20 protein-coding genes are annotated in these 24,508 nt (G+C 47.4%); 17 read left to right on the forward strand and 3 right to left on the reverse strand.

The features are described from left to right. The first annotated feature begins 4 nt into the window (after positions 1-4). The 6 genes from G358_RS0118560 to rbsK all read left to right on the forward strand — a co-directional run bounded on the left by G358_RS0118560 (position 5) and on the right by rbsK (position 7,357). Positions 5-967, forward strand: a complete 963-nt coding sequence (locus G358_RS0118560; protein ID WP_019638751.1) for a sugar ABC transporter substrate-binding protein — start codon at positions 5-7, stop codon at positions 965-967. 94 nt (positions 968-1,061) lie between these two features. Next, the gene (locus tag G358_RS0118565) at positions 1,062-2,552 is read left to right on the forward strand and encodes a sugar ABC transporter ATP-binding protein (protein WP_019638752.1); all 1,491 of its coding nucleotides are present in this window, start codon (positions 1,062-1,064) and stop codon (positions 2,550-2,552) included. 8 nt (positions 2,553-2,560) lie between these two features. Beyond that, a complete protein-coding gene (locus G358_RS0118570; RefSeq protein ID WP_019638753.1) occupies positions 2,561-3,544 on the forward strand; it encodes an ABC transporter permease in 984 nt (327 codons plus the stop codon). An 18-nt stretch (positions 3,545-3,562) separates the two neighbouring features. Continuing rightward, positions 3,563-5,023: a hypothetical protein gene (locus G358_RS0118575; protein ID WP_019638754.1), complete on the forward strand. Its 1,461-nt coding sequence runs from the start codon at positions 3,563-3,565 to the stop codon at positions 5,021-5,023. A gap of 41 nt (positions 5,024-5,064) precedes the next feature. Then, positions 5,065-5,934, forward strand: a complete 870-nt coding sequence (locus tag G358_RS0118580; protein ID WP_019638755.1) for an ROK family protein — start codon at positions 5,065-5,067, stop codon at positions 5,932-5,934. Between the two features lie 505 nt (positions 5,935-6,439). Next, entirely contained in the window at positions 6,440-7,357 is a 918-nt protein-coding gene (gene rbsK, locus G358_RS0118585; RefSeq protein ID WP_019638756.1) for a ribokinase, read from the forward strand. 796 nt (positions 7,358-8,153) lie between these two features. Here rbsK and G358_RS0118590 read toward each other — a convergent pair. Then, positions 8,154-8,801 (reverse strand): hypothetical protein, encoded by a 648-nt coding sequence (locus tag G358_RS0118590; protein WP_019638757.1) that lies wholly within the window; start codon positions 8,799-8,801, stop codon positions 8,154-8,156. A gap of 319 nt (positions 8,802-9,120) precedes the next feature. Between G358_RS0118590 and G358_RS0118595 the strand changes: the two genes are divergently transcribed. The 4 genes from G358_RS0118595 to G358_RS0118610 all read left to right on the forward strand — a co-directional run bounded on the left by G358_RS0118595 (position 9,121) and on the right by G358_RS0118610 (position 12,885). Then, positions 9,121-9,834, forward strand: coding sequence for a DUF981 family protein (locus tag G358_RS0118595; protein ID WP_019638758.1), 714 nt, complete (start codon positions 9,121-9,123; stop codon positions 9,832-9,834). Between the two features lie 136 nt (positions 9,835-9,970). Next, complete coding sequence (locus G358_RS0118600; protein WP_019638759.1) at positions 9,971-10,411, forward strand: nucleoside deaminase; 441 nt, start codon at positions 9,971-9,973, stop codon at positions 10,409-10,411. A 234-nt stretch (positions 10,412-10,645) separates the two neighbouring features. Then, a complete protein-coding gene (locus tag G358_RS0118605) occupies positions 10,646-11,779 on the forward strand; it encodes a Gfo/Idh/MocA family protein (RefSeq protein WP_026342350.1) in 1,134 nt (377 codons plus the stop codon). Between the two features lie 17 nt (positions 11,780-11,796). After that, the gene (locus G358_RS0118610; RefSeq protein ID WP_019638761.1) at positions 11,797-12,885 is read left to right on the forward strand and encodes a Gfo/Idh/MocA family protein; all 1,089 of its coding nucleotides are present in this window, start codon (positions 11,797-11,799) and stop codon (positions 12,883-12,885) included. A 51-nt stretch (positions 12,886-12,936) separates the two neighbouring features. Here the strand turns inward: G358_RS0118610 and G358_RS0118615 are convergent, their stop codons facing one another. Then, a complete protein-coding gene (locus G358_RS0118615) occupies positions 12,937-13,683 on the reverse strand; it encodes a VOC family protein (RefSeq protein ID WP_019638762.1) in 747 nt (248 codons plus the stop codon). A 272-nt stretch (positions 13,684-13,955) separates the two neighbouring features. Here G358_RS0118615 and G358_RS0118620 point away from each other — a divergent pair, with 272 nt between their 5' ends. The 6 genes from G358_RS0118620 (at position 13,956) to G358_RS0118645 (ending at position 21,140) form a co-directional block, all read left to right on the forward strand. Next, complete coding sequence (locus G358_RS0118620) at positions 13,956-16,046, forward strand: chemotaxis protein CheA (protein ID WP_019638763.1); 2,091 nt, start codon at positions 13,956-13,958, stop codon at positions 16,044-16,046. A 65-nt stretch (positions 16,047-16,111) separates the two neighbouring features. After that, complete coding sequence (locus G358_RS0118625; RefSeq protein ID WP_019638764.1) at positions 16,112-16,609, forward strand: chemotaxis protein CheW; 498 nt, start codon at positions 16,112-16,114, stop codon at positions 16,607-16,609. A gap of 139 nt (positions 16,610-16,748) precedes the next feature. After that, positions 16,749-18,428 (forward strand): methyl-accepting chemotaxis protein, encoded by a 1,680-nt coding sequence (locus tag G358_RS0118630; protein WP_084662846.1) that lies wholly within the window; start codon positions 16,749-16,751, stop codon positions 18,426-18,428. Between the two features lie 15 nt (positions 18,429-18,443). Then, positions 18,444-19,259 carry a CheR family methyltransferase gene (locus G358_RS0118635; protein ID WP_019638766.1) on the forward strand — a complete coding sequence of 272 codons (816 nt, stop codon included), beginning with the start codon at positions 18,444-18,446 and terminating at the stop codon, positions 19,257-19,259. Positions 19,260-19,279: 20 nt separating this feature from the next. After that, positions 19,280-20,299: a protein-glutamate methylesterase/protein-glutamine glutaminase gene (locus tag G358_RS0118640; protein WP_019638767.1), complete on the forward strand. Its 1,020-nt coding sequence runs from the start codon at positions 19,280-19,282 to the stop codon at positions 20,297-20,299. A gap of 46 nt (positions 20,300-20,345) precedes the next feature. Next, positions 20,346-21,140: a Nif3-like dinuclear metal center hexameric protein gene (locus G358_RS0118645; protein ID WP_019638768.1), complete on the forward strand. Its 795-nt coding sequence runs from the start codon at positions 20,346-20,348 to the stop codon at positions 21,138-21,140. A gap of 88 nt (positions 21,141-21,228) precedes the next feature. Here G358_RS0118645 and G358_RS0118650 read toward each other — a convergent pair whose 3' ends face one another. Next, positions 21,229-22,236 (reverse strand): DsbA family oxidoreductase, encoded by a 1,008-nt coding sequence (locus G358_RS0118650; RefSeq protein WP_019638769.1) that lies wholly within the window; start codon positions 22,234-22,236, stop codon positions 21,229-21,231. Positions 22,237-22,426: 190 nt separating this feature from the next. Between G358_RS0118650 and G358_RS0118655 the strand changes: the two genes are divergently transcribed. Then, entirely contained in the window at positions 22,427-24,502 is a 2,076-nt protein-coding gene (locus G358_RS0118655) for a J domain-containing protein (RefSeq protein ID WP_019638770.1), read from the forward strand. The last annotated feature ends 6 nt before the right edge of the window (positions 24,503-24,508 follow it).

Raw genomic sequence — 24,508 nt, forward strand, 5'->3', positions numbered from 1 at the left:
TACAATGAGAAATCGTTTTTTGAAGTTATTGTTGTTAACGCTTTCTGTTTTAGCGCTTGCAGCATGCAGTAATGATAAAAACACCGCAGGAGTGAATAGTGCTGATGATACATACAGCTTTGCTTTTTTAACTAACACTCAGAACAATACGTTCCAAACTGCGATGAATGATACTTTTAAAAGATTGGCTAATGAAAAGGGCTATAAATATACGATGTTGGATCCGGATTATGATTTAAACAAACAGATCAATCAAATGACGGATGCCGCCAACCAGGGATTTGATGCAGTGTTTGTAATTCCTGTCGATTCAGCGGGAATCCGCCAAGGATTAGAAGCGATGAAAGATAATCAGATCCCAGTATTTAATGTAGATACAGCAGTTATAGAGGAAGATAGGGATTTAGTAAAAAGTATTATTGCAACCGACGCATATATGGCAGGTCAATTGATGGGGCAGCAAATGGTCAAAGATTACCCGGATGGAGCTAAAATCGCCATATTGGATTTCCCTTCCAATGAAAGCTGTGTTCTTCGTGTTGAAGGCTTTTTGAATGGGCTGGGCTCTGATGCCGCCAAATTTGAAATTGTTGCCCAACAGGATGGAAAAGCTTCATTAGATGCCTCCTTGCCGATCGCCGAAGATATTATCCAAGCGCATTCTGATTTAGATGCCTTCTTTGCCATTAATGATCCTTCTGCCTTGGGTGTGGCAGCTGCTATTGCGGCAAGTAACCGGGATGATATCGGGGTCTATTCCATCGATGCTTCTCCGGACGGCAAAGAAGCTTTACTGGATGGTTCCTTTACAGCTGTAGCGGCTCAGGTGCCTATTCAAATTGCTGAAACTTCGTTTCACTTAGCAGTCGATTATCTGGAAGGAAAAGATATTGAACAAGAAATTCTACTCCCTTCCCACGCTGTAACTAAAGAGATGGCAGAAGAAACAGCAGGTAATTGGCAGTAAAGCTTAGCAGCGTAAGTTGTTAACCTTCACCTTTTTTAGAATGCAAGGAGACTTGCATTCTAAACTTTTCTTTCACTTTGGAGGTGAGCCGTACTTGGCAGACAAGATTCTGGAAATGCATCATATTTCAAAAACCTTTGGGGGAACCCACGCGCTTAAGGGAATCAATTTTGAGCTTAAAGCTGGAGAAATCCATGCTCTATTAGGAGAGAATGGTGCAGGAAAATCAACCTTAATAAAAATTCTGGGAGGCATACATAAACCTGACAAAGGTGAGATCATTATCGATGGCAAGATAGCGGATATCGATAATGTTCAAAGCGCCCAATCTTATGGAATTGGCATCATTCATCAGGAAATTGTACTGGTTCCTTACCTCAGCGTGGCGGACAATATTTTTTTAGGAAGAGAGCCGGTGACGAAATGGGGATTCAAGGATAAGAAGCAAATTTATTCCCGGGCCCAAGAGATGGTTGTCCAGCTCGGTTTAAACATTGATGTCAATACCCTTGTTGGAGAGCTGACAGTAGCTCAGCAGCAATTAGTGGAGATCGTTAAGGCGATTTCCTTCAATGTCAAAATTTTAGTGATGGATGAACCGACTTCCTCGTTATCTGATGAAGAAGTGAATCATCTTTTTCATACGATGGAGAAATTAAGAGAAAAAAATGTAGGTATTATTTATATTTCACATCGACTGGAAGAATTATTTAAAATGTCGGACCGTATTACCGTAATCCGGGATGGCAATTATGTCGGAACTAAGCAAACGAGCGAAACTAATTCAGAGGATTTAGTAGCGATGATGGTGGGAAGAGAGTTAGAAAGCTTCTATACAAGAACTTATTCCGTTCAAGATCAGGAGGTTCTGAAGGTTGAGAATCTTTCTTGTGACAATGTTTTTGAGGATATTTCCTTTACCGTGCATAAAGGTGAAATTCTTGGCTTTTCCGGTCTCATGGGGGCAGGAAGAAGTGAATTGATGCAAACTATTTTTGGAGCTTCTCCATATGATCGGGGCCGCATTTATTTGAATGGAGAAGAGGTATTCTTTAAAAATTGCAGTCAGGCCATTGAGCAGGGGATTGCCATGGTGCCGGAAGACCGCAAGGGACAAGGCCTGGTGCTGGAAAACTCGGTTGGCTTTAATATTACGTTATCAAACTTGAAGAGATTGATGAAAAACAAGCTTCTGGTCAGTGAAAAAAAGCGGAAAAATCAAATCAACAAATATGTAAGTGATTTGAGTATCAAGACAGCTTCTTCGGAAATAGAAGTTTCAAGCTTGTCAGGAGGCAATCAGCAAAAGGTGGTCATAGCGAAATGGCTCGCGACCAAACCCCGATTATTAATATTGGATGAGCCAACAAGAGGTGTTGATGTAGGGGCCAAGTCAGAGATTTATTCCATCATCAATCAACTTGCTAATGACGGGATGGCGATCATCATGGTTTCCTCGGATCTTCCGGAAATTATAAATATGTGCGATTCGGTTTGTGTAATGAGGAACGGGAAGCTGGTAGCGCAATTAAGTCAATCGGAATTGTCTCAAGAGAATATTATGCGCTATGCGACGGGGGGCTAAATCAGCTTATGAATATAAGAGCAAACAATGCTTTTACAACCATGTTTAGAAATAATGCAGGAATTATTTTCGTATTGTTAATTTTATGTATCGTTTTATCGATTGTATCACCGGTGTTTTTGACTGCAGACAATCTCATTACCGTCTTAAGACAGGTATCCAATAACGTCTTTTTAGCTCTAGGGATGACGTTAATTATGATTTTGGGCGGGATCGATCTTTCCGTGGGTGCAACGGTGGCTGTTTCCGGGACATTAACAGTAGGGTTTATTGTGAACAATGGAATGCCTATACCTGTCGCAATCATGTTGGGCATTGTAATTGGAACTTTAATTGGTTTCTTTAATGGAGTCATTATTGCTCAATTTAAATTGCCTGCTTTTATTGTTACTTTAGCTACCATGAACGTTGCTCAAGGTATTGCTTATATTTACAGTGGCGGACGGTCTGCACGCATTACGAACAGCGCATACACGCAAATCGGGACGGGAAAGTTATTTGGATTCTTTCCCTTGCCGGTTCTTTATATGACTATATTAATTATCATCTTCATCATCTTGTTAAATAAAACTAGATTCGGCACTAACATTTATGCCATTGGCGGGAACAGAGAAGCTGCCCGTCTTTCCGGAGTACCAAGTAAAAAAGTGGAGATCACCGTATATACTATTGCCGGTTTATTGGCAGCTTTGGCTGGCATTGTGCTCTCGGCGAGAATGTATTCGGGTCAGCCTTCGGTAGGGCAGGGTTATGAGATGGATGCCATTGCCGCCTGTGTCCTGGGGGGAGTCTCCATGGCTGGAGGCAGAGGGAGAATAAGCGGCACGATTTTTGGCGTCATGATTATTGGAGTGGTCAGTAACGGATTGAACTTGCTGGGAGTAAGCTCATTTTGGCAACTGCTAGTAAAAGGTCTGATTATTTTATCTGCGGTTCTGATTGATGCGCAAAAAGGCAGAAAATTGCCGTTTCTTATGAAAATATCAAAATAATTGCGAAAAGAGGTTATGATGTTGAGAACGATTAAACAAAACTTTAAATATAAATTTCAAATTATGTTAAATAATCCAGACAATTTACCTAGAAAAAACGAGCCCGTAATTACAAAGCTGAACTTTTCCGACTTAAAGGTTCATAAAGACAGTCTTGCGTTATATGATGATTTAGATCAAGCAATTTCCTTTCAGCTTATTGACGTTATTCTCGAGGGAGAATATATCCGGGAAGCGTCGATCGTCTATGTGGTGAGTATGGCAAAATTAGTCGCCTCATACTGGCTGTATGGCAGTGATAAGCCGTTAAATAACAAAAATGAGTTCAAAGGAATTGAAAAGCTGGAAGTAGTGCAGGCAGACGGATTTAGGAGATTGGATACGGGCTATTATGTCCTGGAATTATGCACGGGCACAGCGGACGGCACTTCTTACGGAAAATGGGGCATCAGATATTTTGAAGCCAAAGAAGAAAAGAAAAATTTGATTAAAGATTATTCCAATGCGATTGGTGGATTTTACGGCCCATTTTTTACTCCGAAAAATGGTTTGATCAACCCTCCCGAGCACACCAAGGTGGAATGCATCGTAGAAGAGGAAGGTCCAATTTATTGCCGGTATCGGATGAACGGCAGAGTACCGGACGGGTTGGATGAAAATCTGAAAGGGAAAAATTTCAGCATTACCTGGGAATTTTTTCACAACTCCCCGTGGTTTAGAAGAAAATACGAGGTGGATGATTTCTCAACCACTGTAGATGAAATTCCTGTTGTCAACAAAATTACGGTTGGCGACGAATTTGAAAGCGGGAAAGGAAACAGAGTTTTCACGTCCTTTGCTTCATATGGCGGAACCTATTATCGTGAAGGTGATTTATATGCCAAAATATTATCCGAAGGGGTTCATCAGCTGCTTCAGGAATCAGACGAACTGACTGGTCCCAATGTTAAGAAGTATAAAGACGCGATCGGGGATGACATTAACAAAGTGTCATGGGATTATTTCTGGAGACTGTTCTGTATCGAGGAAGGAATTCTCGAGCCAGAGGAAATTAAAGCGCATATTTCGCAAATTATTCCTGAATCTCACAAACAGGTCCACCAGAGTGAACGCAATGATAATGTATTATTTAAAAAATTTGTGGACGTAAATAGTTCGCCGGAACAAACTATATTCCCAATGAGCGCCAATAAAACAGCAGAGCTTAACGATGATACCGGATATGCCATGGTCTGGTATACAAGCGAAGTCGTATCACGCTATCAAATCGTGCAAAGAAATGATTCCGGTTGGGTAAATTGGGGGACAAATGGTGAAAACGAATATCCCGAACTGCCTACTGGATCGACGATATATTCGGCTTATGGAAAGTTTGACGATTGGGAAATACAAGCGGATACGATGGAAAAAAATATCGATTCGAAGCTCGGTTTAGTGCAAACTTTAGAAGATGAAAATGATGTCTCTGATGAGAAGTAATTGGTGAGAAGTAATATTATGTTATACGGGGAGTGGTTCTTTTGTATGGTGCAATAGAAGCAGGGGGAACCAAATTTGTATGTGCCATAGGAAGCGATGATCTCGAAGTTGTGGAGAAGGTATCTTTTCCTACAACTACACCGGATGAGACATTAATGAAAACATTCGATTTTTTTGATCGATTCGACTTAAAGGCGATAGGGGTGGGGTCTTTTGGCCCCATCGATTTGAATCCGAAGTCTTCCACTTATGGTTACATTAAAAACACACCGAAGCTAGCATGGGAAAATTTTAATTTATTAGGAGAAATCAGAAAACGCTATAATGTTCCTGCTGGCTGGACTACGGATGTAAACAGTGCAGCTTTAGGCGAAGCAAATAAAGGTGCGGGCTGTGGATTGAATAATGTGCTTTATTTAACGGTTGGAACCGGCATCGGTGGCGGTGCCATAGTTAAAGGAGAGATTTTGGAAGGATTCAGCCATCCCGAAATGGGGCATATTCAGGTACGGAGACATCCGTTGGATCATTTTGCTGGATTATGTCCTTATCACGGGGATTGTTTGGAAGGAATGGCTTCCGGGCCTACGATTGAAGCAAGATTGCGTAAAAAAGGCGATGAAATAGGCCAAGACAATGAAGTGTGGGACTTTCTGGCTGATTATTTGGCCCAAGCTGTATTTAACTATTCTATGACACTGCGCCCTGAAATTGTTATTTTGGGCGGAGGGGTGATGAAAAGTCCGGTTCTCCTTTCGAAAATAAAAAAACGATTGCCTGAATTCATTGCTAGTTATGTGGAGATCCCGCAGGTAGATCATTATTTGGTTCATCCAAAGCTGGGAGATGACGCGGGGATTGTCGGAGGATTTGTTTTAGCTGAAAAGGTATTGGAAGAAAAAAGGCGATGATCGTGTTACTTATTTATAAGCCGGGGCCGAGCAAAAAAAGGCCTCGGCTTTTTACGTCTACTCAGCATGAGCTGTCTTTAAAGTACAAGTCCTGATGTTAAAATTAATAGGAGGCACCCGCAATGGAAGCTGGAACGGTAAAATAGTTTAACGCCAATAAGGGTTTGGAACAGCCCCCTCAATCAGTATTGCGGCCGAGGCCGAATATGCGCGTTTCAACCAACTGGTAATGGAGAGAATATTAAGATAGAGTAGGATTATATTGATATCTCGGTATCAAGGAATGAGAAGTGTGGTGAAAGGGCATGCGGAATAGGATAAGAAGGCATGCGGGAAGTGGTGAAAGGCACGAAATGGTGAAGAAGGCATGCGGGAAGTGGTGAAAGGCACGAAATGGTGAAGAAGGCCTGTGACTGAGTGATAATCCTTGAAAAATCAGGCATGAGTTAGACATGAGTTAGGGAAATAAGGTTCCAAAGGTATTGCATTTGAGGAGTGTAACTTTATGGGAGCAAGCAAAATTTTAATAATAGGCAGTATCAATATGGACCTGGTGCTTCGAGTTCCATACATTCCGCAGGTCGGGGAGACCTTGCTTGGCAGCTCTGTCGAACGGGTACCAGGTGGCAAGGGAGCGAACCAAGCTGTGACCGCTGCAAAGCTAGGGGCGGATGTCTCCATGTTGGGCAAGGTTGGCGGGGATGAATTCGGGGGTCCGCTCATAGATAATCTTAGGCAGGCAGGCGTCAATACAGATCATATCGATCTTGAATCTGCGTCATCCTCCGGTCTGGCCGTCATTCAGGTCAACGACGAGGGAGATAACAGCATTGTAGTGCTATCGGGCGCCAATGATCTTTGCGATCTGTCTTACGTGACAGCGCATGAGAATCTGATCAAGGAAGCGGACAGTGTTATTTTGCAGCTGGAAATTCCCCATGAGGCGGTTTATGCGGCTGTTAATTTGGCAAGAAAGCATGGAAAAACTGTCATATTGAATCCAGCTCCTGCACCGGACTCCATCCCTGATGAGGTGCTTGGTAAATTGGATTATTTGATTCCCAACGAGACCGAACTGCAGAAGCTAAGCGGACAGACCGTCGATTCTATAGCGTCCGCTAAGGATGCAGCCAAAGTCCTGCTTGCCAAAGGAGTGAGCAGCCTCATCGTTACACTCGGCAGCAACGGATCCCTATACGTAAATGCGAATGAGTCGTTTCATGTCCCGGCTCGAGCGGTGAAAGCAGTTGACACGACAGCCGCTGGCGACTCGTTTGTGGCAGCTTTCGCCGTCGGCTTATCCGAAGGCCGGAGCGTGCCAGAGGCGATTTCCTTCGCGACGAAAGTATCGTCTATCGTCGTCACTAAGGCAGGCGCACAGACATCGATTCCAGAGCGAAACGAGGTTGATGCCTTTGTATAGGCAGGCTGGATTAGGTATAAGTAACTTGAGGTAGGCGTGAGGCAATATAATTAACGTGGATTAGCGTATGGTAGCGTGAGGTGGCGAGGCAATATGATCAACGTGGATTAGCGTGTGGTAGCGTGAGGTGGCGTGAGGCAATATGATCAACGTGGATTAGCGTGTGGTAGCGTGAGGTGGCGTAAGGCAATATGATCAACGTGGATTAGCGTGTGGTAGCGTGAGGTGGCGTGAGGCAATATGATCAACGTGGATTAGCGTGTGGTAATATAAAGTAATATGAAGTGGTGTGAAGTAATGGTGATGTGAAGCAATGTGAATTAGTGTGAAGTAATGGGAAGTAGGCGTAATGTAACGTGAATTAGTGTGAAGTAATGGAAGTATTAAGCACGAGCATGGTTTCTTGATGTCGGATCATAACGTGAATTAGTGTGAAGTAATGGAAGGCCAAGCTTAACGGACCCTGGTTCCGCTATATTGAGAAAAGAACACATATTCTCAAGCTAACGGACCGTAGTTCCGCTATTAGGCATAATTTGGCGAGAACTACGTGGTTTATAGGTCAATAGCGGATCCTGAGTCCGTTAGCCTCAAAAAAACGGATAAAAATGCGAAATAGCGGACCAGGTGTCCGTTAACTTTATCGATCAACTCGGCTAAGAAGCAAAACAAAGCGAAACTCACATTACTCACAGATACTTGCAGACACTCGCAGATACTCACATTACTCACTTATTCTCACTTATTCTCTCCCTTACCTCATCCTTCCTAGCCCCCTTGTTTTCTCTCTTTGCAATTACAACTTCAGCTTATAACTTCGGCCTCGCTGCTTTCCGCTAGCTATGCTTAGGATGTTCATATCAATTAGCTCATGCAGAAGCCGTCTGGCATGACGGTCGCTGATCCGCAAATGATGGGCAAGTTCGAAAGGTGTAAAAGGGCGTAATAACCGGCGGGCAAAACGCATCGTCTCAGCTTCAAGCCAAGACAAGTGGAAAGGGGCGTCCATGGAAATAAATTTGCCAATAAAGGATAGAACGAGCTGCTGGCATTCCTCGGGTTCGTCTTGGATGGACAAATAGGCTATCGGCAGAAAAACCCAACCATCCAGGGCAAGCAAACAATGCCTTCGGCACAGATCCTTGAATCTTCTAACATCCAAATCCCTCGCATGAGGTCCGTATCCCTGAATTTCAATTCCGCCTTTCGCATCTCCAGGCATATATGCCAAATCCAAATAACGATATCCGCTATGGAAATCGCGTACCTCCCATTCGGGATACAAGTTGTTTAAACTGCCAACCGCAGGAAACCAAACTGACCGTAAAAACGCTGTCGTCCCATGTCCGAGTCCCTTTTCAAGAAGCTCCTGTCGCCGATGGTTCTTTTCCTCCGAAATATGCTTCTGCATCCATTCGTCATATTCTTCTTCAAAGCGCTGCATTGGTGCACACCCTCTCGTAATTTGTGAATCAGTAACAACTGGAAGCAAAAAAGCCGCTCTGATCTAGCATCGCCTTTCTTTGTTAAGAAAGGGAAACTGTATCAAGCGGCATGTGCTTCATGACCGATTCCATATTGGAATTAACCTTATCTAAGGTAAGTATAGAATGAAATGATCCTGTTCATCAAGCCTTACCTGCGTTAAAATTCATCAGTGCTGAATTTCACCTGTGTTGATTCTCACCCGTATAGTATGCCGGTTTAGTTAATGGGAATAAATGGACGTAACGCATGAATTTCACGTATACGGGGGGCAACGCATGCATATTGATTGGTCACAAACCCAGGTCTACAATACTATCATGTCCGTCGCAACAGGGATCGCGCTGCTGATGCTGGTCCGCTTCAGCCAGCATGTCACCCGCGGAGATAAAATCAGCCTCGAAGGCTGGTCAATTGGCTTTGCCGTTCCCGGTTTTATCTTAACCTTGACGGGTGGAGCGATGACGCTTACCTGGCCTTTGTCAAAAATCGGGTTTCCGTTCGATGACATCATATTTGGCGAGCCTACACTGGCTTTTGGCGTTATGCTGCTGGGCGGAGCTATTCTGATTTGGCGCAGATCGAACCTTAAGGCGGAGCTAAGCGACAAGGAAGCCAAGCAGCAATCTGGAGTGCTGACTTCACAGCTCATCGACATGATTCGGCCTCTGTCCTATTTTGCTGCCGCCATGGGGCTGGCGCTGATATCCATTGCTATCGCCGGCGTATATTATCAGTTATTCGCAGCGCCGCCCGAAGAGCCGATATCCGGACGGTTTGCGGATTATCCGCTGCTGGAGGCTTCTTTTATATCTGGTCTTTATGCCGTTACCGGCATCGGGGCGATTCTCCTGCCATTTTCCCTGGCCACAAGAAATCCAATAGTCACCCGTATTATGGGGTTATGCTGGAGAGTCACGGGGATCCTCTTCGTCCTGTTCGGGGCGATGAATTACTTTACGCATATCGGGCTTATCATTAACACGATGTGAGAGAAGCTGTACTGCCGACCAAAGCGAATGACGGAGAGGCTGCAATCGACTAAGGCTGCAGCCTTAGTTATGTGCCTCGGGCTTAACGCCAGGACAAGGCGGATGATATAATTGCAGAGTCGGGAGGGTTGTACAGATGAATACTCAACAATTTCTGCAGCTGGCGATTGATTTAGCCCGCAGCAACGTGAAGGAGAAGGGCGGCCGGCCGTTCGGGGCCGTCATTGTGAGGAATGGAGAGGTCGTGGCGACCGGCGTCAATACTGTGTTGGAAACGAAGGATCCAACGGATCACGCCGAGATGAGAGCGATTCGGGAGGCCAGCTGCGTATTGGGAAGCGAGCTGCTGTCCGACTGCGAGATTTACGCTAGCGGGGAGCCGTGTCCCATGTGCCAGGGCGCGATCCAGCGGGCTGATCTGAAGGCCGTCTACTACGCATCCCCCAAGGAGGTTGCCATGGAGGCAAAGGTCGTTCCGGCGGGGAGCAACCCGAATATTCCTTTTCAATACGTCGAGATGGCGAACGGATCTGAGCCTTTTGAATTATGGACCAAGCGCAAGGAAAATACGGAGTAGGGCAAACGGAACGCCATGCGCTTCGCCATAACGCTGCGCAGGCAGCAAGAACAGGCCATTCCCAGCAGCAGTTGGGATGGTCTTTACTTTTAATTTGGAGAAATTAAAGTAAATTGTGCATTGTTCTTATACAAATCAGCTAATTGAATTGCTAATATAATAGGAGAATTTTCGAAGCGCTCGCCAGCAATTACTTGGAAGCGCTATCTTATTGTCATCGGGGAGTGAACCGTCATAATACGCGTAGCTATCATCGGTACAGGGTCTATTGCACATTCTCATGCGGCTGCTTATGCCTCTTTTTCAGAGCGCTGTAAGGTGGTTGCTTTAGTTAATCGTCATGAAGACAAAGCCATTTTGCTTCGGGACAAATTTCAATTCGACTGCAAAGTCATGCAGGATTATAAAGAACTGCTTCATGAGGAGGAGATCGACTTGGTGTCCATTTGTACTCCGCCTCAAATGCATGCCGAGATTGCTAGTGATTTACTGCGCGCAGGGAAACATGTGCTTGTCGAGAAGCCGATGGCGATGTCGCTTGAGGAATGCGATCAAATGCTGGCGGCTGCCGCTGAATCTGGTTGCATTCTGTCCGTCGTGGGCCAGAACCGCTTCCATGAACCCAATTGGAATTTGAAGCATATCCTAGATTCCGGCTTACCAGGGAAAATCGTCCACGCCCAGGTCAATTCATATCATTGGCGCGGCGAGAGTTATTACGATCTATGGTGGCGCGGAACCTGGGAGCAGGAGGGGGGCGGCTGCACGCTCAACCATGGCGTTCACCACATGGACATGCTGTTGTGGATGATGGGAATGCCGCAAAGTGTACAGGCTGTCATGAGCAACACCTCGCACCCGAATTCGGAGGTCGAAGATATCTCCATTGCGATCCTTTCCTATGCGGGTGGGAGCCTGGCGCAAATTACGAGTTCCGTCATCCATCATGGGGAGGAGCGGCAGATGGTATTTCAAGGCGAGCACGCCCGTATTTCTTCTCCCTGGAAAGTGTACGCCTCGACGGCGAAAGACAATGGGTTTCCTGAGCGGAACCCTGCTTTGGAGACGGAAATCGAAGCTTACAGGGGTGGGATTGAACCGCTGCTGTATAGCGGGTTTGAAGGGCAGGTTGATAATATTTTGACAGCCATCGAGAATGGATCGCATCAGGTACTTATCGACGGTCAGGACGGAAGAAATGTGCTGGAGCTGATTACGGCCGTTTACGAGGCATCCATAACGAAGCAGCCCGTCAGCCTTCCATTGGCGAAAGACAATCCCTTTTATACGCGAGAAGGCTTATTGGCCCTTGCTCCCCGTTTTAACGCCAAAACGAGGCCAGCATTAAATGCGAGTGAACAGCAATAGGTCGGGAGGAAGACGAGATGAAGCCAGTAAAATTCAGCGTTATCGGCGGGGCAGGCTTTCGGGCCCAATATTTTTTGCGTATTGCGGAGGCTCTGCCGGAGACTTTTCAGGTCAGCGGTATAGTCGTCAGGAACGAGTCCAAAGCAAGACCAATGGAGGAACGGTGGGGTGTAACGACTTATCGTTCGCTTGAACAGCTTCTGAAGAGCGAAAGTCCCGATTTTATCGTCGTTTCGGTCAGTGGAGCAGCAGGGATGGATTATTTGTTCCAGCTGGCTGAGGCGGGCATACCGGCACTGATGGAGACGCCGCCGGCACCGGATTTGGAGGGCCTGGAGCTGCTGCATGATCGGCTAACGGCTATAGGCGCTCGCGTTCAAGTCGCGGAGCAATATCATTTTCACCCTATCCAAGAAGCGCGTCTCGCTCTCATTCGCTCGGGAAGACTGGGAAGAATTACGGAAACGACCGTTTCTATCTCCCATCTTTATCATGGCGTCAGCTTGATCCGCAAAATGCTGGGCATCACCTTTGAGGAAGTTAAAATCCGAGGCATGCGTTTCCAGTCCGAATGGGTGCAAGGCCCGACGCGCCAAGGCCCGCCAGCCGAAGATGCGATGATTCCTTTGCAGCGGGATTTAGCTTGGTTAGATTTTGGAGACCGGCTCGGGATTTATGATTTTACGAAGGATCAGCATCGTTCCTGGGTGCGCTCGAACCATCTTTCCGTTCGCGGGGAACGCGGAGAAATATTCGACAGCCGCATTTTAATCCAGCAAGAGTCGACGATACCGCTGCAAATGGAGCTAAAACGGATAAACAAAGGGGAGCTCGAAAATCAGGAGGGTTACTTCCTGCAGGGCATTTTGTGCGGCGACCAATGGCTCTATGACAATCCGTTTGCTCCGGCGAGGCTGTACGATGATGAAATCGCCATTGCCCGCTGCCTGCAGCGCATGGCTGAGTATGTCCGCGGCGGGCCTGAGTTTTATAGTCTTGCGGAAGCGTCGCAGGATCATTATTTGGGGATGCTGATCGAGAAGGCGATCCTGACCGGGGAGACCGTTGCATCAACAAGACAGCGCTGGGCGCTGGATCGGCCATAACAAAATACAGCCCGACGCCATGGATTGAAGGTGTTCGGGCTGATTTTTTTCTTAGAACTCGAGCATCCCGAACTCTCTGCCCTCCGGGTCGCAGAAAGCAAAGGCCTTCAAGCCGTCTTCCTGTTCTGTTAGAGCGGTGACGCTCACGCCTTTGCTTTGCAGGTAGCGATGATCCTCCGCCGCGCTGCTTGTGCGAAATTCGCATACTCTGTGCTGAATGACGCTGACAGGCGACTCCACCACATTTACCGGGATTTCCTTGAAGCAGCGGAAGCGGGCGTTCTCCAGCGAGTCGGTGGGGTGATCAAACGAATATTCGATTTCTGCGTCAAATATGTCCTTATACCACTCAAAGGAGCGGTCAAAATCGGTCAGACTGATAAAAATGCCATCAATCCGAAAATAATTGTTTGGCGTATCAGGCCAGGAGGGATCGCTGATGATGTTAAACGGATTGCCGTCCGGATCATGAACGTCAAAGTCGACATAGTGGAGCCAGTCCTCCGGCCGATTGGCCCGTACCTGCGACTTGTCCAGCATGTCGTAAGCTTTTCGCGCATCATGCGCTTTGAAGTTAATAGGTACCGTATCGTATTTGTTCAGTTTACCACACTCTACGAGCGTCAAAGTGGTTCCTTCGGCCAGGCGCAGTTTTACCCGATCTGAATTTAGCTCCTGAAGCTGCAAACCGAAGTGCTGCTGGTACCAGCGGGAAGAAGCTGAAGTGTTGGTGACGGGAAAATAAAATTCATGCAATGCGGTAATATGCAGGGCAGAGATGCGGTTAGGCTTGGACATTCAGAATCATCCTTTCTAAATATCTTGATAAACAAAGCTTCCAGTTACCGGAAGGTCAATCTTTTTTTAGAATAACATAAAACCTGCAGCTTCATATTCGAACATTTAGGCTAAATTGGATGAAAATACACAATTCGACAAGATAAATTAAAATAAATCATAATTCGACACAAATTCATTCCGTTTTTGTATACAGCGTGATAAAATACCTAATAACAAAGGACTAAATGCCCATTATTCCATACATATGAGATAGAAGGTGATCGTTCCGCATGACAGACTATTCGTCAATCGATACGCTTCTGGAGATGTTCATCTTCGAAACATCGACTTTGCTGGAGCAGCTTGAGCAGACCATTCTCGATTGCGAGCAAACAAAGGATTACGGCTTAGGCGTAGTTAATGAGATTTTCCGGATCATGCACACGATTAAAGGCTCATCCACCATGATGGAGTTTCACAACATTTCTACCTTGGCGCATGTAACGGAGGATCTTTTTTCGTTTATTCGGGAAAGGCAGCTGCAGCTTGCCGATGATTCGGCTGTTTCTGAGCTGATGCTGGGCAGCATCGATTTCATGAAGGTGGAGATGCTGAAAATCAAAAACGGCGACCCGGCGGACGGTGACGCTTCCTTTTTAATTGAGCAGTTCAGGGCGCTGCTGGCGGAAATGAAGCAGTTGCACGGGACAGCTGATGCAGCAAGCGGTACGCCGATAAGAGCTCCTGAGCGGCAGCCCCTCATCGAGTCAAAGGAATCAGGTATATCGCTTGAAAGCGGGCATTGCAGATATATGGCCGTTCTCCGCTACGATGAAGGCTGCGAGATGGAGAACCTTCGCGCCTATCAAGCTGTAATGAACTTGCAGAGTGAGCTGCAATCGATCGCCCATGTTCCAGAGGATTTGCTGGAAGATGAGAAGGCGGTGGCGGAAATCCGCCGCGAAGGTCTGCGTTTGTCGTTCCAGACGGACAAGACGTATGACCAAATTTACCAGCTTCTGCATCAGATCAGCTATGTACGGAGCATCGTGCTTGAGAAACAACCGGATACTGGCGTTCTGTCCGTAGGCGAATTCACGTCCGAACTGGTCAAGGAGCAGCATAAGCTCGATTCTCCTGTGATTCCGCTGAGAGAAGCAACGCCGAGGGCGCAGGAGGAAACAAAGCGGGGTGCCTCATCCCAGCAGTCCAACTTTATAAGCGTACATATAGCCAAGCTCGATGAGCTTATGGATTTAGTTGGCGAGCTTGTCATCGCCGAAGCTATGGTCACGCAAAATCCCGATTTGCAGGGACTCGGCCTGGAGCTGGAGCAATTTCAGAAGGCTTCGCGCCATCTTCGTAAAATAACGACAGAAATGCAGGATATGGTAATGTCGATTCGCATGATCCCATTATCCGGCACGTTTCAGCGCATGCACCGCATCGTCCGTGACATGGGCAAGAAGCTGGGGAAGGATGTGCGGCTGCAACTGGTAGGAGAGGACACCGAAGTAGACAAGAACATTATTGACCATATTGCCGACCCGATGATGCACATGGTGCGGAATGCCATCGATCATGGGTTAGAGAGCGGTGAAGAACGGATACGGAGAGGGAAGCCGGCGTATGGAACGCTGACGCTGGAAGCGAGCCATGCTGGCGGAGAGGTGCTGATCCGGATCAGGGATGACGGGCGGGGCTTGGATAAAGAGAAGCTGCTGCAGCGGGCCAGGCAGAATGATTTACTCGTGAAGAACGAAAGCGAAATGACGGATAAAGAAATATACAGCCTCATTTTCTTGCCCGGATTCTCGACGAAAGACCAAATTACGGAGTTTAGCGGCCGTGGAGTCGGGATGGATGTGGTCACCAAAAATATCGAATCCGTAGGCGGAGTCGTGACCGTTGACAGCGCCCTGCATGAAGGTACCGTGATTACGATTAGAATACCTCTGACTATGGCGATTATCGACGGTATGAACGTTAGGGTAGGAGAGTCAAGGTATACACTGCCGACAACGGCAATCAAAGAATCCTTCCGTCCGGCGGCCGGCGATATTATCACCGATCCGGACGGTGGCGAAATGATCATGGTGCGCGGACAATGCTATTCTATCGAAAGGCTGCATCGGCGGTTTGAAGTTCAGACCGATGTTACCGGATTGACACAGGGGATACTCATCATGGTCGAGCAGAATGACCGGCAGATTTGCATATTTGCGGACGAGCTGATTGGCCAGCAGCAGGTGGTAGTAAAGGCGCTGCCGCCATATATCCATAATTTGACCAGCATTGAAGGCGTCTCTGGATGTACGCTGCTGGGCGATGGGAGCATCAGCCTGATCCTGGACGTCCAGGGTCTGTTGAATGGCAAGTAGCTTAAGCAGCAAAGCATTGTGTGTTATGACTAAGCAAGTTATCCAAGGAAGGAGGAAGGCATAGCATGGCGAGTCAGATACAGCAAGATGATATTGAAATCGAGGACACGCAGACAGGTAAATTCCTGACCTTTCAATTGGAGGAGGAGTTCTACGGCATCGAAATCAGGTTTGTCACGGAGATTATCGGCATTCAGAAGATTACCGAAGTTCCGGAAATGCCTGAATACTTACGGGGGATTATTAATTTGCGGGGCAAGATCATTCCGGTCATGGACGTGAGGCTGCGCTTCAAGAAGAGCTTCCGGGAATACACGGACCGTACCTGCGTCATTGTGGTCGACATTAAGGAAATCTCCATCGGTCTTATCGTGGACAGTGTGTCTGAGGTGCTGTTCATTCCGGAGGAGGAGATGATACCGCCGCCAGAATTTCATAAATCGACGTCTAAATTCATTAAGGCCATCGGCAAGGTCGGGCAGGATGTCAAGCTGATTCTAGACTGCGAGAAGCTGCTTCACGAGCAAGAGGTTGAGGATTTGGGCGAGATCGTCCGGTCATAAACTGGCAGGGTTCTGGATATATTCCGGAAAATAATTCTGGCAATGAAGGTTCAAATCATAAGACAACTGAGAGGAAGTGGTTCCCCTGGTTAGAGCATTTCGCAATTTAAGCATTGGCAAAAAATTGAATATCGGATTCATGGCTGTGTTGGCTGTTTTGGTGACATTATCAGTCATCAGCTACCAGAATTTCAGCAAAACTAGCAAAGCAATGGATTGGAACAAACATACATATGAAGTGCTGATGGGATTGCAAACTGTCCTGGACAGCATGGTCAATATGGAAACCGGGCAGCGCGGTTTTGCGCTGACGGGAAATGAAAATTCTCTTGAACCTTATGTAAGCGGCAAAGCCAGCTTTGAACAGAGCTTCAATCACGTTAAGGAACTGACTTCGGACAACCCTTATCAGCAGGAACTGATGAACAAAATCCAAAATGTGCACCAGGAATGGTTGCAAATCGCCGAGAATAACATTCAGCTAAGACGGAACGTTTCTAAAGGCATTGGCTCCATGGACGATGTCGTTAAAGAAGAGCAGGCCGCGAAGGGCAAAGCCGCCTTTGATGAATTCAGGGCTATTATTGCGGAAAGCTCGGGCATAGAGTCCAAACTTTTGCTAGAACGCAGCTTGGAAGCCGAGAGAGTAGAGTCGATGACCAAAACGTCGATCATCGCGGGTTCTGCTGCAGCCGTTGTGCTGTCGCTGTTGATTGCTCTCATCATTACAAGATTGATCACGCGTCCGATCTTTGAAGTGAAGCAGGCAGCTGAACAGGTTGCGGACGGAAACCTGGATGTTATGGTACAGGTACATTCGAAGGATGAGATCGGAGCCCTGTCCGAAGCGTTCAGAATTATGGTGCATAACATGAACGACGTGCTGGCGAATATTAATACGGCGGCAGAGCAAGTTTCCTCCGGTTCGCGCCAGGTATCTGAGACGAGCATGTCTCTGTCTCAAGGGGCTACCGAGCAGGCGAGCTCTGTGGAACAGCTGACCGCCTCGCTAGAGGAAATTGCCACGCAGACGAAGCAGAATGCCGATAATGCGACAGAGGCCAATGTATTAGTTGAGACAGCTAAAGAGAATGCTGTCCAGGGCAATACGCAGATGAAGGAAATGCTGGGCGCCATGGACGATATCAACAAAGCTTCGGAGAGCATTTCCAAAATCATTAAGGTCATCGATGAGATTGCCTTCCAAACGAACATTCTGGCGCTCAATGCCGCGGTAGAGGCAGCAAGAGCAGGACAGCACGGCAAAGGTTTTGCCGTGGTTGCTGAGGAGGTACGAAACTTGGCGGCCCGCTCGGCAAACGCAGCGAAGGAGACGACGGAAATGATTGAGGGCTCCATCCGCAAAGTGCAGGACGGCACGAAAATCGCCAACGAAACGGCATCGGCCCTCCAGCATATCGTGGAGGACGTGGCAAAGGTGGCCGAGCTGGTGAATGAGATTGCTATAGCCTCTAACGAGCAGGCCTCCGGCGTAAACCAGATTAATCTAGGGCTGATGCAGGTATCGCAGGTGGTGCAGGCGAACTCGGCGACCTCGGAAGAGAGCGCGGCAGCGAGCGAAGAGCTGTCGGATCAGGCAGAGCTGCTGAGAGAGCAGGTTGGCAGATTCAAGATCAAAAGCCAATCCCCGCCAGCTTACCGGGAGCATGGGCAGCTGAATCCGGAAGTGATGAGGCTGCTGGATTCGATGTCGGAGAAGAAAAGAATGCAGGTCTTTACCGAAGACGGTGATCCTGCAGCCGCCGGAACCGCACCGCGTAAAATTATGCTGTCGGATCACGACTTTGGCAAATATTAAGGATCATGACAACCGATGTTTACGATAACGGATAGAGAATTTGCGCAGCTCGCCTCCTATATTCATTCGAACAGCGGCATTTATCTGAAGCCGGAGAAAAAAATGCTGGTGCTCGGCAGGCTGCATCAGGTTCTCCTGCAGCTCGGCCTTGATAATTTTACCGATTATTACGAGTATCTGGTCTCGGATCAGAGCGGAGCCGCGATGGGAACGCTGATCAATAAAATCACGACCAACCACACGTTTTTCATGCGGGAAGCGAATCATTTTCACTATTTTAAAAACCATGTACTGCCGTATTTAAAGCAGACTGTGGCGAGCAGGGATTTGCGCATATGGAGCGCCGGATGCTCAACGGGAGAGGAGCCTTACTGCCTCGCTATGCTAATGGACGAATATTTCGGCATAAGTAAGAAGGAGTGGGATACAAAGCTGTTGGCCACAGATATATCGGACAAGGTGCTTAGTCTGGCGAGACAGGGAATTTACGAGAAGGGAACGATCGGGAATCTCCCAAAGTATTGGAGGAGCACATATTTTACTAAGCTGGACGAGGACCGGGTTCAAATTGCCGAGGGCATCCGCAGGGAGATTATTTTCAGGCGGTTTAATCTGATGTCGCTGAGGTTTCCATTCCGCAGGAAGTTTCACGTTATCTTTTGTAGAAATGTCATGATTTATTTTGATAACCGCACAAAAGCGGAGCTTATTCAGCGTTTCTATGATTGGCTCGAGCCGGGCGGGTACCTGTTTATCGGGCATTCGGAGACGATTGACAAGACGCAGAGCCGATTCCATTATGTTATGCCTGCGGTGTTCCGCAAGAATTGAGGGAAGGCAGTAGGAGGCGTATGAAAAGCAGGATAAAAGTACTGGTCGTCGATGATTCTTTGTTGTTTCGGACTTTTATAAGCAAAGGAATATCCACTGACCCCGCGCTGGAAGTGGTGGCGACCGCAAACGATCCCTTTGACGCTAGGGATAAAATCATCAGGTATAATCCGGATGTGATGGTCTGCGATGTGGAAATGCCGAGGATGAACGGCATTGAATTTCTGCGCCGCCTCCTGCCTCAGCATCCGCTGCCGGTCGTTATTGTCAGCGCGGTGAGCCAAGCGGTGTTTGAGGCGATGAGCGTGGGGGCGGTGGATTTCATGACCAAGCCCGACATGAGCGCCCTCGGCAGGATTGAGCCGTTCGTGGAGGAATTGATTCTGAAAATCCATATCGCTGCCAAGGCCATGGTTATCAGTTCTGACATAACGGTCATCGAACCTGTTCCTCATGCAGAGAGGATGAGCACGGACAAGAAGCTGATTGCCATAGGCGCCTCAACAGGAGGCACGGAGGCCATCTATAATCTGTTGAAGCTGATGCAGCCGCATCGGTACCCGGGACTTGTCATTGTCCAGCATATTCCGCCGGTGTTCTCCACGATGTTTGCGGAGCGATTGAACCGGTTCACCGCATGGATGGTCAAGGAGGCGGAAACGGGTGATATCATCGAGCCTGGCAAGGTATTGATGGCGCCTGGCGACCGTCATATCAGGATCAGGAAGTTTGGCAGCGGTTATAAAGTCGTTTGTTCTCAAGGGGAAAAGGTAAGCGGGCATTGTCCCTCAGTTGACGTATTGTTCGAATCTGTCGCCAAGGAAGCCGGAAAAGAGGCGCTTGGTGTAATTCTGACCGGTATGGGTTATGACGGAGCAAGAGGCATGCTCGCCATGCGCAGAAAAGGAGCGAGGACGATCGGGCAGAACGAGGAATCGTCAGTTGTTTACGGAATGCCCAGGGCTGCCTACGAGCTGGGTGCCGTGGAGAAGCAGGCTGCGCTGCAGAACATTCCCCGCCTGATCAACGCCATGCTATAATCGGTTGGAATGAAAGATCCAGCAATGTATGGAAGGAGGACTCCACTTGGCGATTACGATACAGCAGGTTTTGGATCAATTGACGGCGCCAGCGCCCGCTCTGGAGAATACGGTGGACAGGCTGCTAACGGGAGATCCGGGCACCTCCGTAACAGGCATTGGCATTACATTTATGCCGACGCAGCAGGTGATTCAGCAAGCCGCCGATTTGGGCATCAATTTATTGATTACTCATGAAGGCCCTTATTACAGCCATCATAGCCAGACGGATTGGCTGCAGGGGGATTCGGTCTTTGCACAGAAGCAGGGATTGACCGAAGCTTCGGGGCTCGCGATGTTCAGGCTGCATGACTACATTCACAAATACGAGCCGGACGGAATTACGGCTGGCTTAGTGCAGGCGTTGGACTGGGAGGATTGCATTGATCGCGTCTATCCGGCCTCAACAATTCTTGACCTGCCGGATATGACTGTAGCCGAGATTGCGGATCATTTGAAGCTGAAGCTGAATGTCCCATACGTCCGTGTTGCTGGGGATATGACGATGCGCTGCAGGCGGGTAGGGATATTGGTCGGGTATCGCGGCGGCGGCACAAATGCGATCCCTTTATTTGCCCATGAGCACTTAGATTTGATCATTGCCGGGGAGGGGCCGGAGTGGGAGACGCCCGAGTATGTGCGAGACAGCTGGCAGCAGGGACGGTCTCGTGCCTTAATCATGCTCGGCCATGCCGAGAGCGAGGCGCCTGGCATGAGAGCTTTAGCGAAGCGGCTGGAAACGTGGTTTCCGGCAGTTCCGGTTCATTTCCTGGAGGAACAGCCGCTTTATCAAATCTTATAATGATGCCTATTTATTGTGATAAAAAACGGCACCGCGGTTCATGGCGGTGCCGTCTTTGATCTTGCATTACAGCGTTAATATATTCATATCAAGATAAGTGTTTGGACTCAACGTACGATTCTCCGATAATTTGCGAAAGCATATACTCGCCCGCAGGGAGCGATTTTTTCAGAAACCTCTCTACCTCATGCTGCTCAAGATCATACATGACTTCTATTTCTTTAGAAAACAAGCGCTGCTCTCTCATCAGGAGGGATGCCATATCCGGAACGGCGCGTGCTTGCAGGGATTCCGTTTCCAACACTTGCGACAGAGCTTTCACATAGTCGGTTAACGATCTGGCCCCAACTATTTTTACGCCCTTATTGTCTTTATTGACCATAATTATTGTTGGGAAGCCCCGTACTCCAAGCGACCGGGAAAGGTCGAAATCCTCCTCCAGCAAGCTCTGTGCAGCCGGTGTTGCGGCTTGGTTTACAATATCGGCTCCATCCAATCCCATCTGGCTAACGATATCGGTCAGAACCTCGTCTGCCCCGATGTTTCTATTAAAGGCAAATAGAGCTTCTCTTGCCCGCCGCAAAAACGTGTCCGCCAGCTTCTCATTCTGCTGCTGAATAATCTTATATACGCGGGAGGGGATATAAGACGATTGCACGGGATTGTCCAGCCACAATGAGCCGTCGATCGGCATGCGGGATTGCTCTCCGACTTCACGCCAGTGGCCGGCTACATCCGCCGGACTTTGAATGCCGTTGCTGACATCGGCAAAACTGTTCCAGCTTTCAAGTAAACCTCCCATCACGGTATGAAACTCAACGTAACGGCCGTATTGCTCCCGAAAGCGGAGCAGCACAGGCTCCAGCGCCCAGCAATGGGAGCAAATTGGATCCGTAACATAATATAAACGAACCATTTCTTGAGGTTGATTCAGGTCGATGGGTTCGATTCCTTCATCATCATTGCTAATATTACCGCATACGCCAGTGGTAAGATCGCACATCATGTTGTTGTTGTTGTTGTTGATGTTGTTGTTGATATTGTTTTTGTTATTGTTATTAGTAATGTTATTGTAGTTGTTCTCGCTGCTTGTCATCGGACAGTTCCTCTTTTCAACTGTATTTATTTTTACGGTCATTATATAATAATTATATTTAATTACAAAAATATATCAACTATATATTTTATATTAAATTAATGTTTTTCTAACAGAATTCAACTCGCTATCCGATAAAAAGGATGGGAAATCATTTTTTTCATTACTTTTTATTGGAGAGAGAGACAGCATGGCTGGACTTTATATAACCATTTGGCAAAGATTGGGCATTGAACCCACGAGCGATATAAAGCAAATTAAACGAGCTTACGCCAAACAGCTGCAAGTTTACCATCCGGAGGAGGATGCTGCAGGCTATCAGGCTTTGCGTGAAGCGTATGACCACGCATTAAAAATAGCAAAACAGCAAAATGACCGGATTAAGCAAGAAGGAGCTGCAAGTTCAAACTATAATGATCCGCTTCAGGATGAGCAAGAACAGAGGTCCGGGCAGGACACGGAGTATGTTAGACAGCATGATGAGCAGGATAACGAACAGTCTGCTGAACAGTACGACGATGAGCATCACCTCGAGCACCAAACTGAACTGCATAATGAACCTAACGGAGGAGAAGAACAACAACCTCAGTTCGTTTACAAAATAATAAGCGACGAAGTTGATCAAACTGCGGATAGCACTTCGATAATGTATCCAAGATTGACGAGGGATGGCACACTAGACGCCGAAGCAACTGACGAGGGCATACAGACGGTAGATGAATTTATAGAGCAGGCCATCGCTATATATGAGCACTTCCCGTCCCGGATTTCATCCGATGCATGGCTGGAACTGTTAAATTCCAGCATCACCTGGAATATGAACAACAAAGAAGAAATTAGCGGGCGATTCCTTGATCTTTTACAAGAGCGCAAGTATTTGCCAGGCCCCATCTGGAAATTGCTTGACCATTTTTTCAAATGGGAACATGAGCTGACCGAGGCCAATGACGGTGAATCGGGGAAAGAAGCTAATTCTTTCCTTGATTATTACAAAAAACAGCTGCATAGTCCTGGACTTCGTTACGAATTTCTGCTGCAGGCTGGCGATATCGATTATGATATGTTTTTAAAATATCGTTACGAAGGCTATCAAGCATTAATGGAAAATCGTTTGGAGAAAGCATCGGCAGCCTTGCATAAGGCTCTGAAGCTATTTGCTGACGATCCTGATTTACTGCGCCTGATCGGAGAATATAACGTTCGCATGTGCCGTTTTGATGAAGCGATTGCCGTTTTTGATCAATTGATCGATGTAATTCCCGGGGAAGCGGACGGGTATTTGAATCGCGCTCGTATCCGGTATGCTCAGCGCGAATTTGCCTTGGCGGCCGAGGAATATAAGTCAGTGGCAGCGCGGTTCCCGTCTAACATTGAGGCCGTTCTTATGCTCGGCAAATGTTCCTTGGAGCTGGGCCAGCGGGAGGAGGCAATAGGTTACTTTATTGAAGTCCATACCCGGACTGAGCCCGCCTCGCCGGAGGCCATTCAGGCGCTCAACAGCCTTGCCGATATCCATCCGGATTATGTACAGAAATTGTACGAACAGCAGCGGCAAGCGGTTAAGCGGCATAATACCACAAAGTGGTTACAATTAATTCGCCCAAAAACAATCATATCCCTGTGGATCGTTTTTTTCCTCGTTTTGATTCTTGTGGGATTTGTTAACAGCATCCCCAAGGGAATAGAGGCAAGGAAGCCTTTGGTGATCACCAGTGTAGAACAGCTGGCTCGTGCGGATCACGACCACAGCATTTCAATTACATTGACCGATGTAACGGATCTTGACTTGGCACAATATGAGCTTGAAAACGAGTCCGGGATAGTGGAGACCGTATACGATAGCCGATACAATGTTTATATGAAATTTAGGAAATTCGGGTTGCCGCTGCCAAAGAGGTATATATATTTGGGGAAATTCCATGATCAGCACATTATTTTTTTTACTCGCGAATCATTGGATAAAGCGGTTATAGAGGAGCAGCAGCCGTTCACCATGACCGGGACTCTCGATGAGCTGAGATCCACCAGCCTGCGGCGGACGGTGGCCTCCGTTTTACGGGAGCTTATGCCGAATGACGAAGTACCCGTTGGATATTATCCTAAATATATAAATGAAGGTAAGCCGCCGAAGACCATTACAATTAATATTAGCATCGTTGTTTTTGTCGGATTAGCGGTCATTATTTTGACCCGTTGCCTCCTGTTCCTTTATAAAGAGTTTGGAAGGATCAGACGGCTGGATTCAATTCATAGTGGAAAGGAATAGGCCGCA

The organism is Paenibacillus fonticola DSM 21315 (genome assembly GCF_000381905.1).
GTDB classification, from domain to species: Bacteria; Bacillota; Bacilli; order Paenibacillales; family Paenibacillaceae; genus Fontibacillus; species Fontibacillus fonticola.

What these genes read in the sequence shown, in the direction of transcription:
- G358_RS0118560 (WP_019638751.1), top strand. Translation starts at nt 5, where the DNA reads ATGAGAAATCGTTTTTTGAAGTTATTGTTGTTAACGCTTTCTGTTTTA.
- G358_RS0118570 (WP_019638753.1), top strand. Translation starts at nt 2,561, where the DNA reads ATGAATATAAGAGCAAACAATGCTTTTACAACCATGTTTAGAAATAAT.
- G358_RS0118575 (WP_019638754.1), top strand. Translation starts at nt 3,563, where the DNA reads ATGTTGAGAACGATTAAACAAAACTTTAAATATAAATTTCAAATTATG.
- rbsK (WP_019638756.1), top strand. Translation starts at nt 6,440, where the DNA reads ATGGGAGCAAGCAAAATTTTAATAATAGGCAGTATCAATATGGACCTG.
- G358_RS0118590 (WP_019638757.1), bottom strand. Translation starts at nt 8,801, where the DNA reads ATGCAGCGCTTTGAAGAAGAATATGACGAATGGATGCAGAAGCATATT.
- G358_RS0118595 (WP_019638758.1), top strand. Translation starts at nt 9,121, where the DNA reads ATGCATATTGATTGGTCACAAACCCAGGTCTACAATACTATCATGTCC.
- G358_RS0118600 (WP_019638759.1), top strand. Translation starts at nt 9,971, where the DNA reads ATGAATACTCAACAATTTCTGCAGCTGGCGATTGATTTAGCCCGCAGC.
- G358_RS0118610 (WP_019638761.1), top strand. Translation starts at nt 11,797, where the DNA reads ATGAAGCCAGTAAAATTCAGCGTTATCGGCGGGGCAGGCTTTCGGGCC.
- G358_RS0118615 (WP_019638762.1), bottom strand. Translation starts at nt 13,683, where the DNA reads ATGTCCAAGCCTAACCGCATCTCTGCCCTGCATATTACCGCATTGCAT.
- G358_RS0118620 (WP_019638763.1), top strand. Translation starts at nt 13,956, where the DNA reads ATGACAGACTATTCGTCAATCGATACGCTTCTGGAGATGTTCATCTTC.
- G358_RS0118625 (WP_019638764.1), top strand. Translation starts at nt 16,112, where the DNA reads ATGGCGAGTCAGATACAGCAAGATGATATTGAAATCGAGGACACGCAG.
- G358_RS0118630 (WP_084662846.1), top strand. Translation starts at nt 16,749, where the DNA reads ATGGCTGTGTTGGCTGTTTTGGTGACATTATCAGTCATCAGCTACCAG.
- G358_RS0118635 (WP_019638766.1), top strand. Translation starts at nt 18,444, where the DNA reads ATGTTTACGATAACGGATAGAGAATTTGCGCAGCTCGCCTCCTATATT.
- G358_RS0118640 (WP_019638767.1), top strand. Translation starts at nt 19,280, where the DNA reads ATGAAAAGCAGGATAAAAGTACTGGTCGTCGATGATTCTTTGTTGTTT.
- G358_RS0118650 (WP_019638769.1), bottom strand. Translation starts at nt 22,236, where the DNA reads ATGACAAGCAGCGAGAACAACTACAATAACATTACTAATAACAATAAC.
- G358_RS0118655 (WP_019638770.1), top strand. Translation starts at nt 22,427, where the DNA reads ATGGCTGGACTTTATATAACCATTTGGCAAAGATTGGGCATTGAACCC.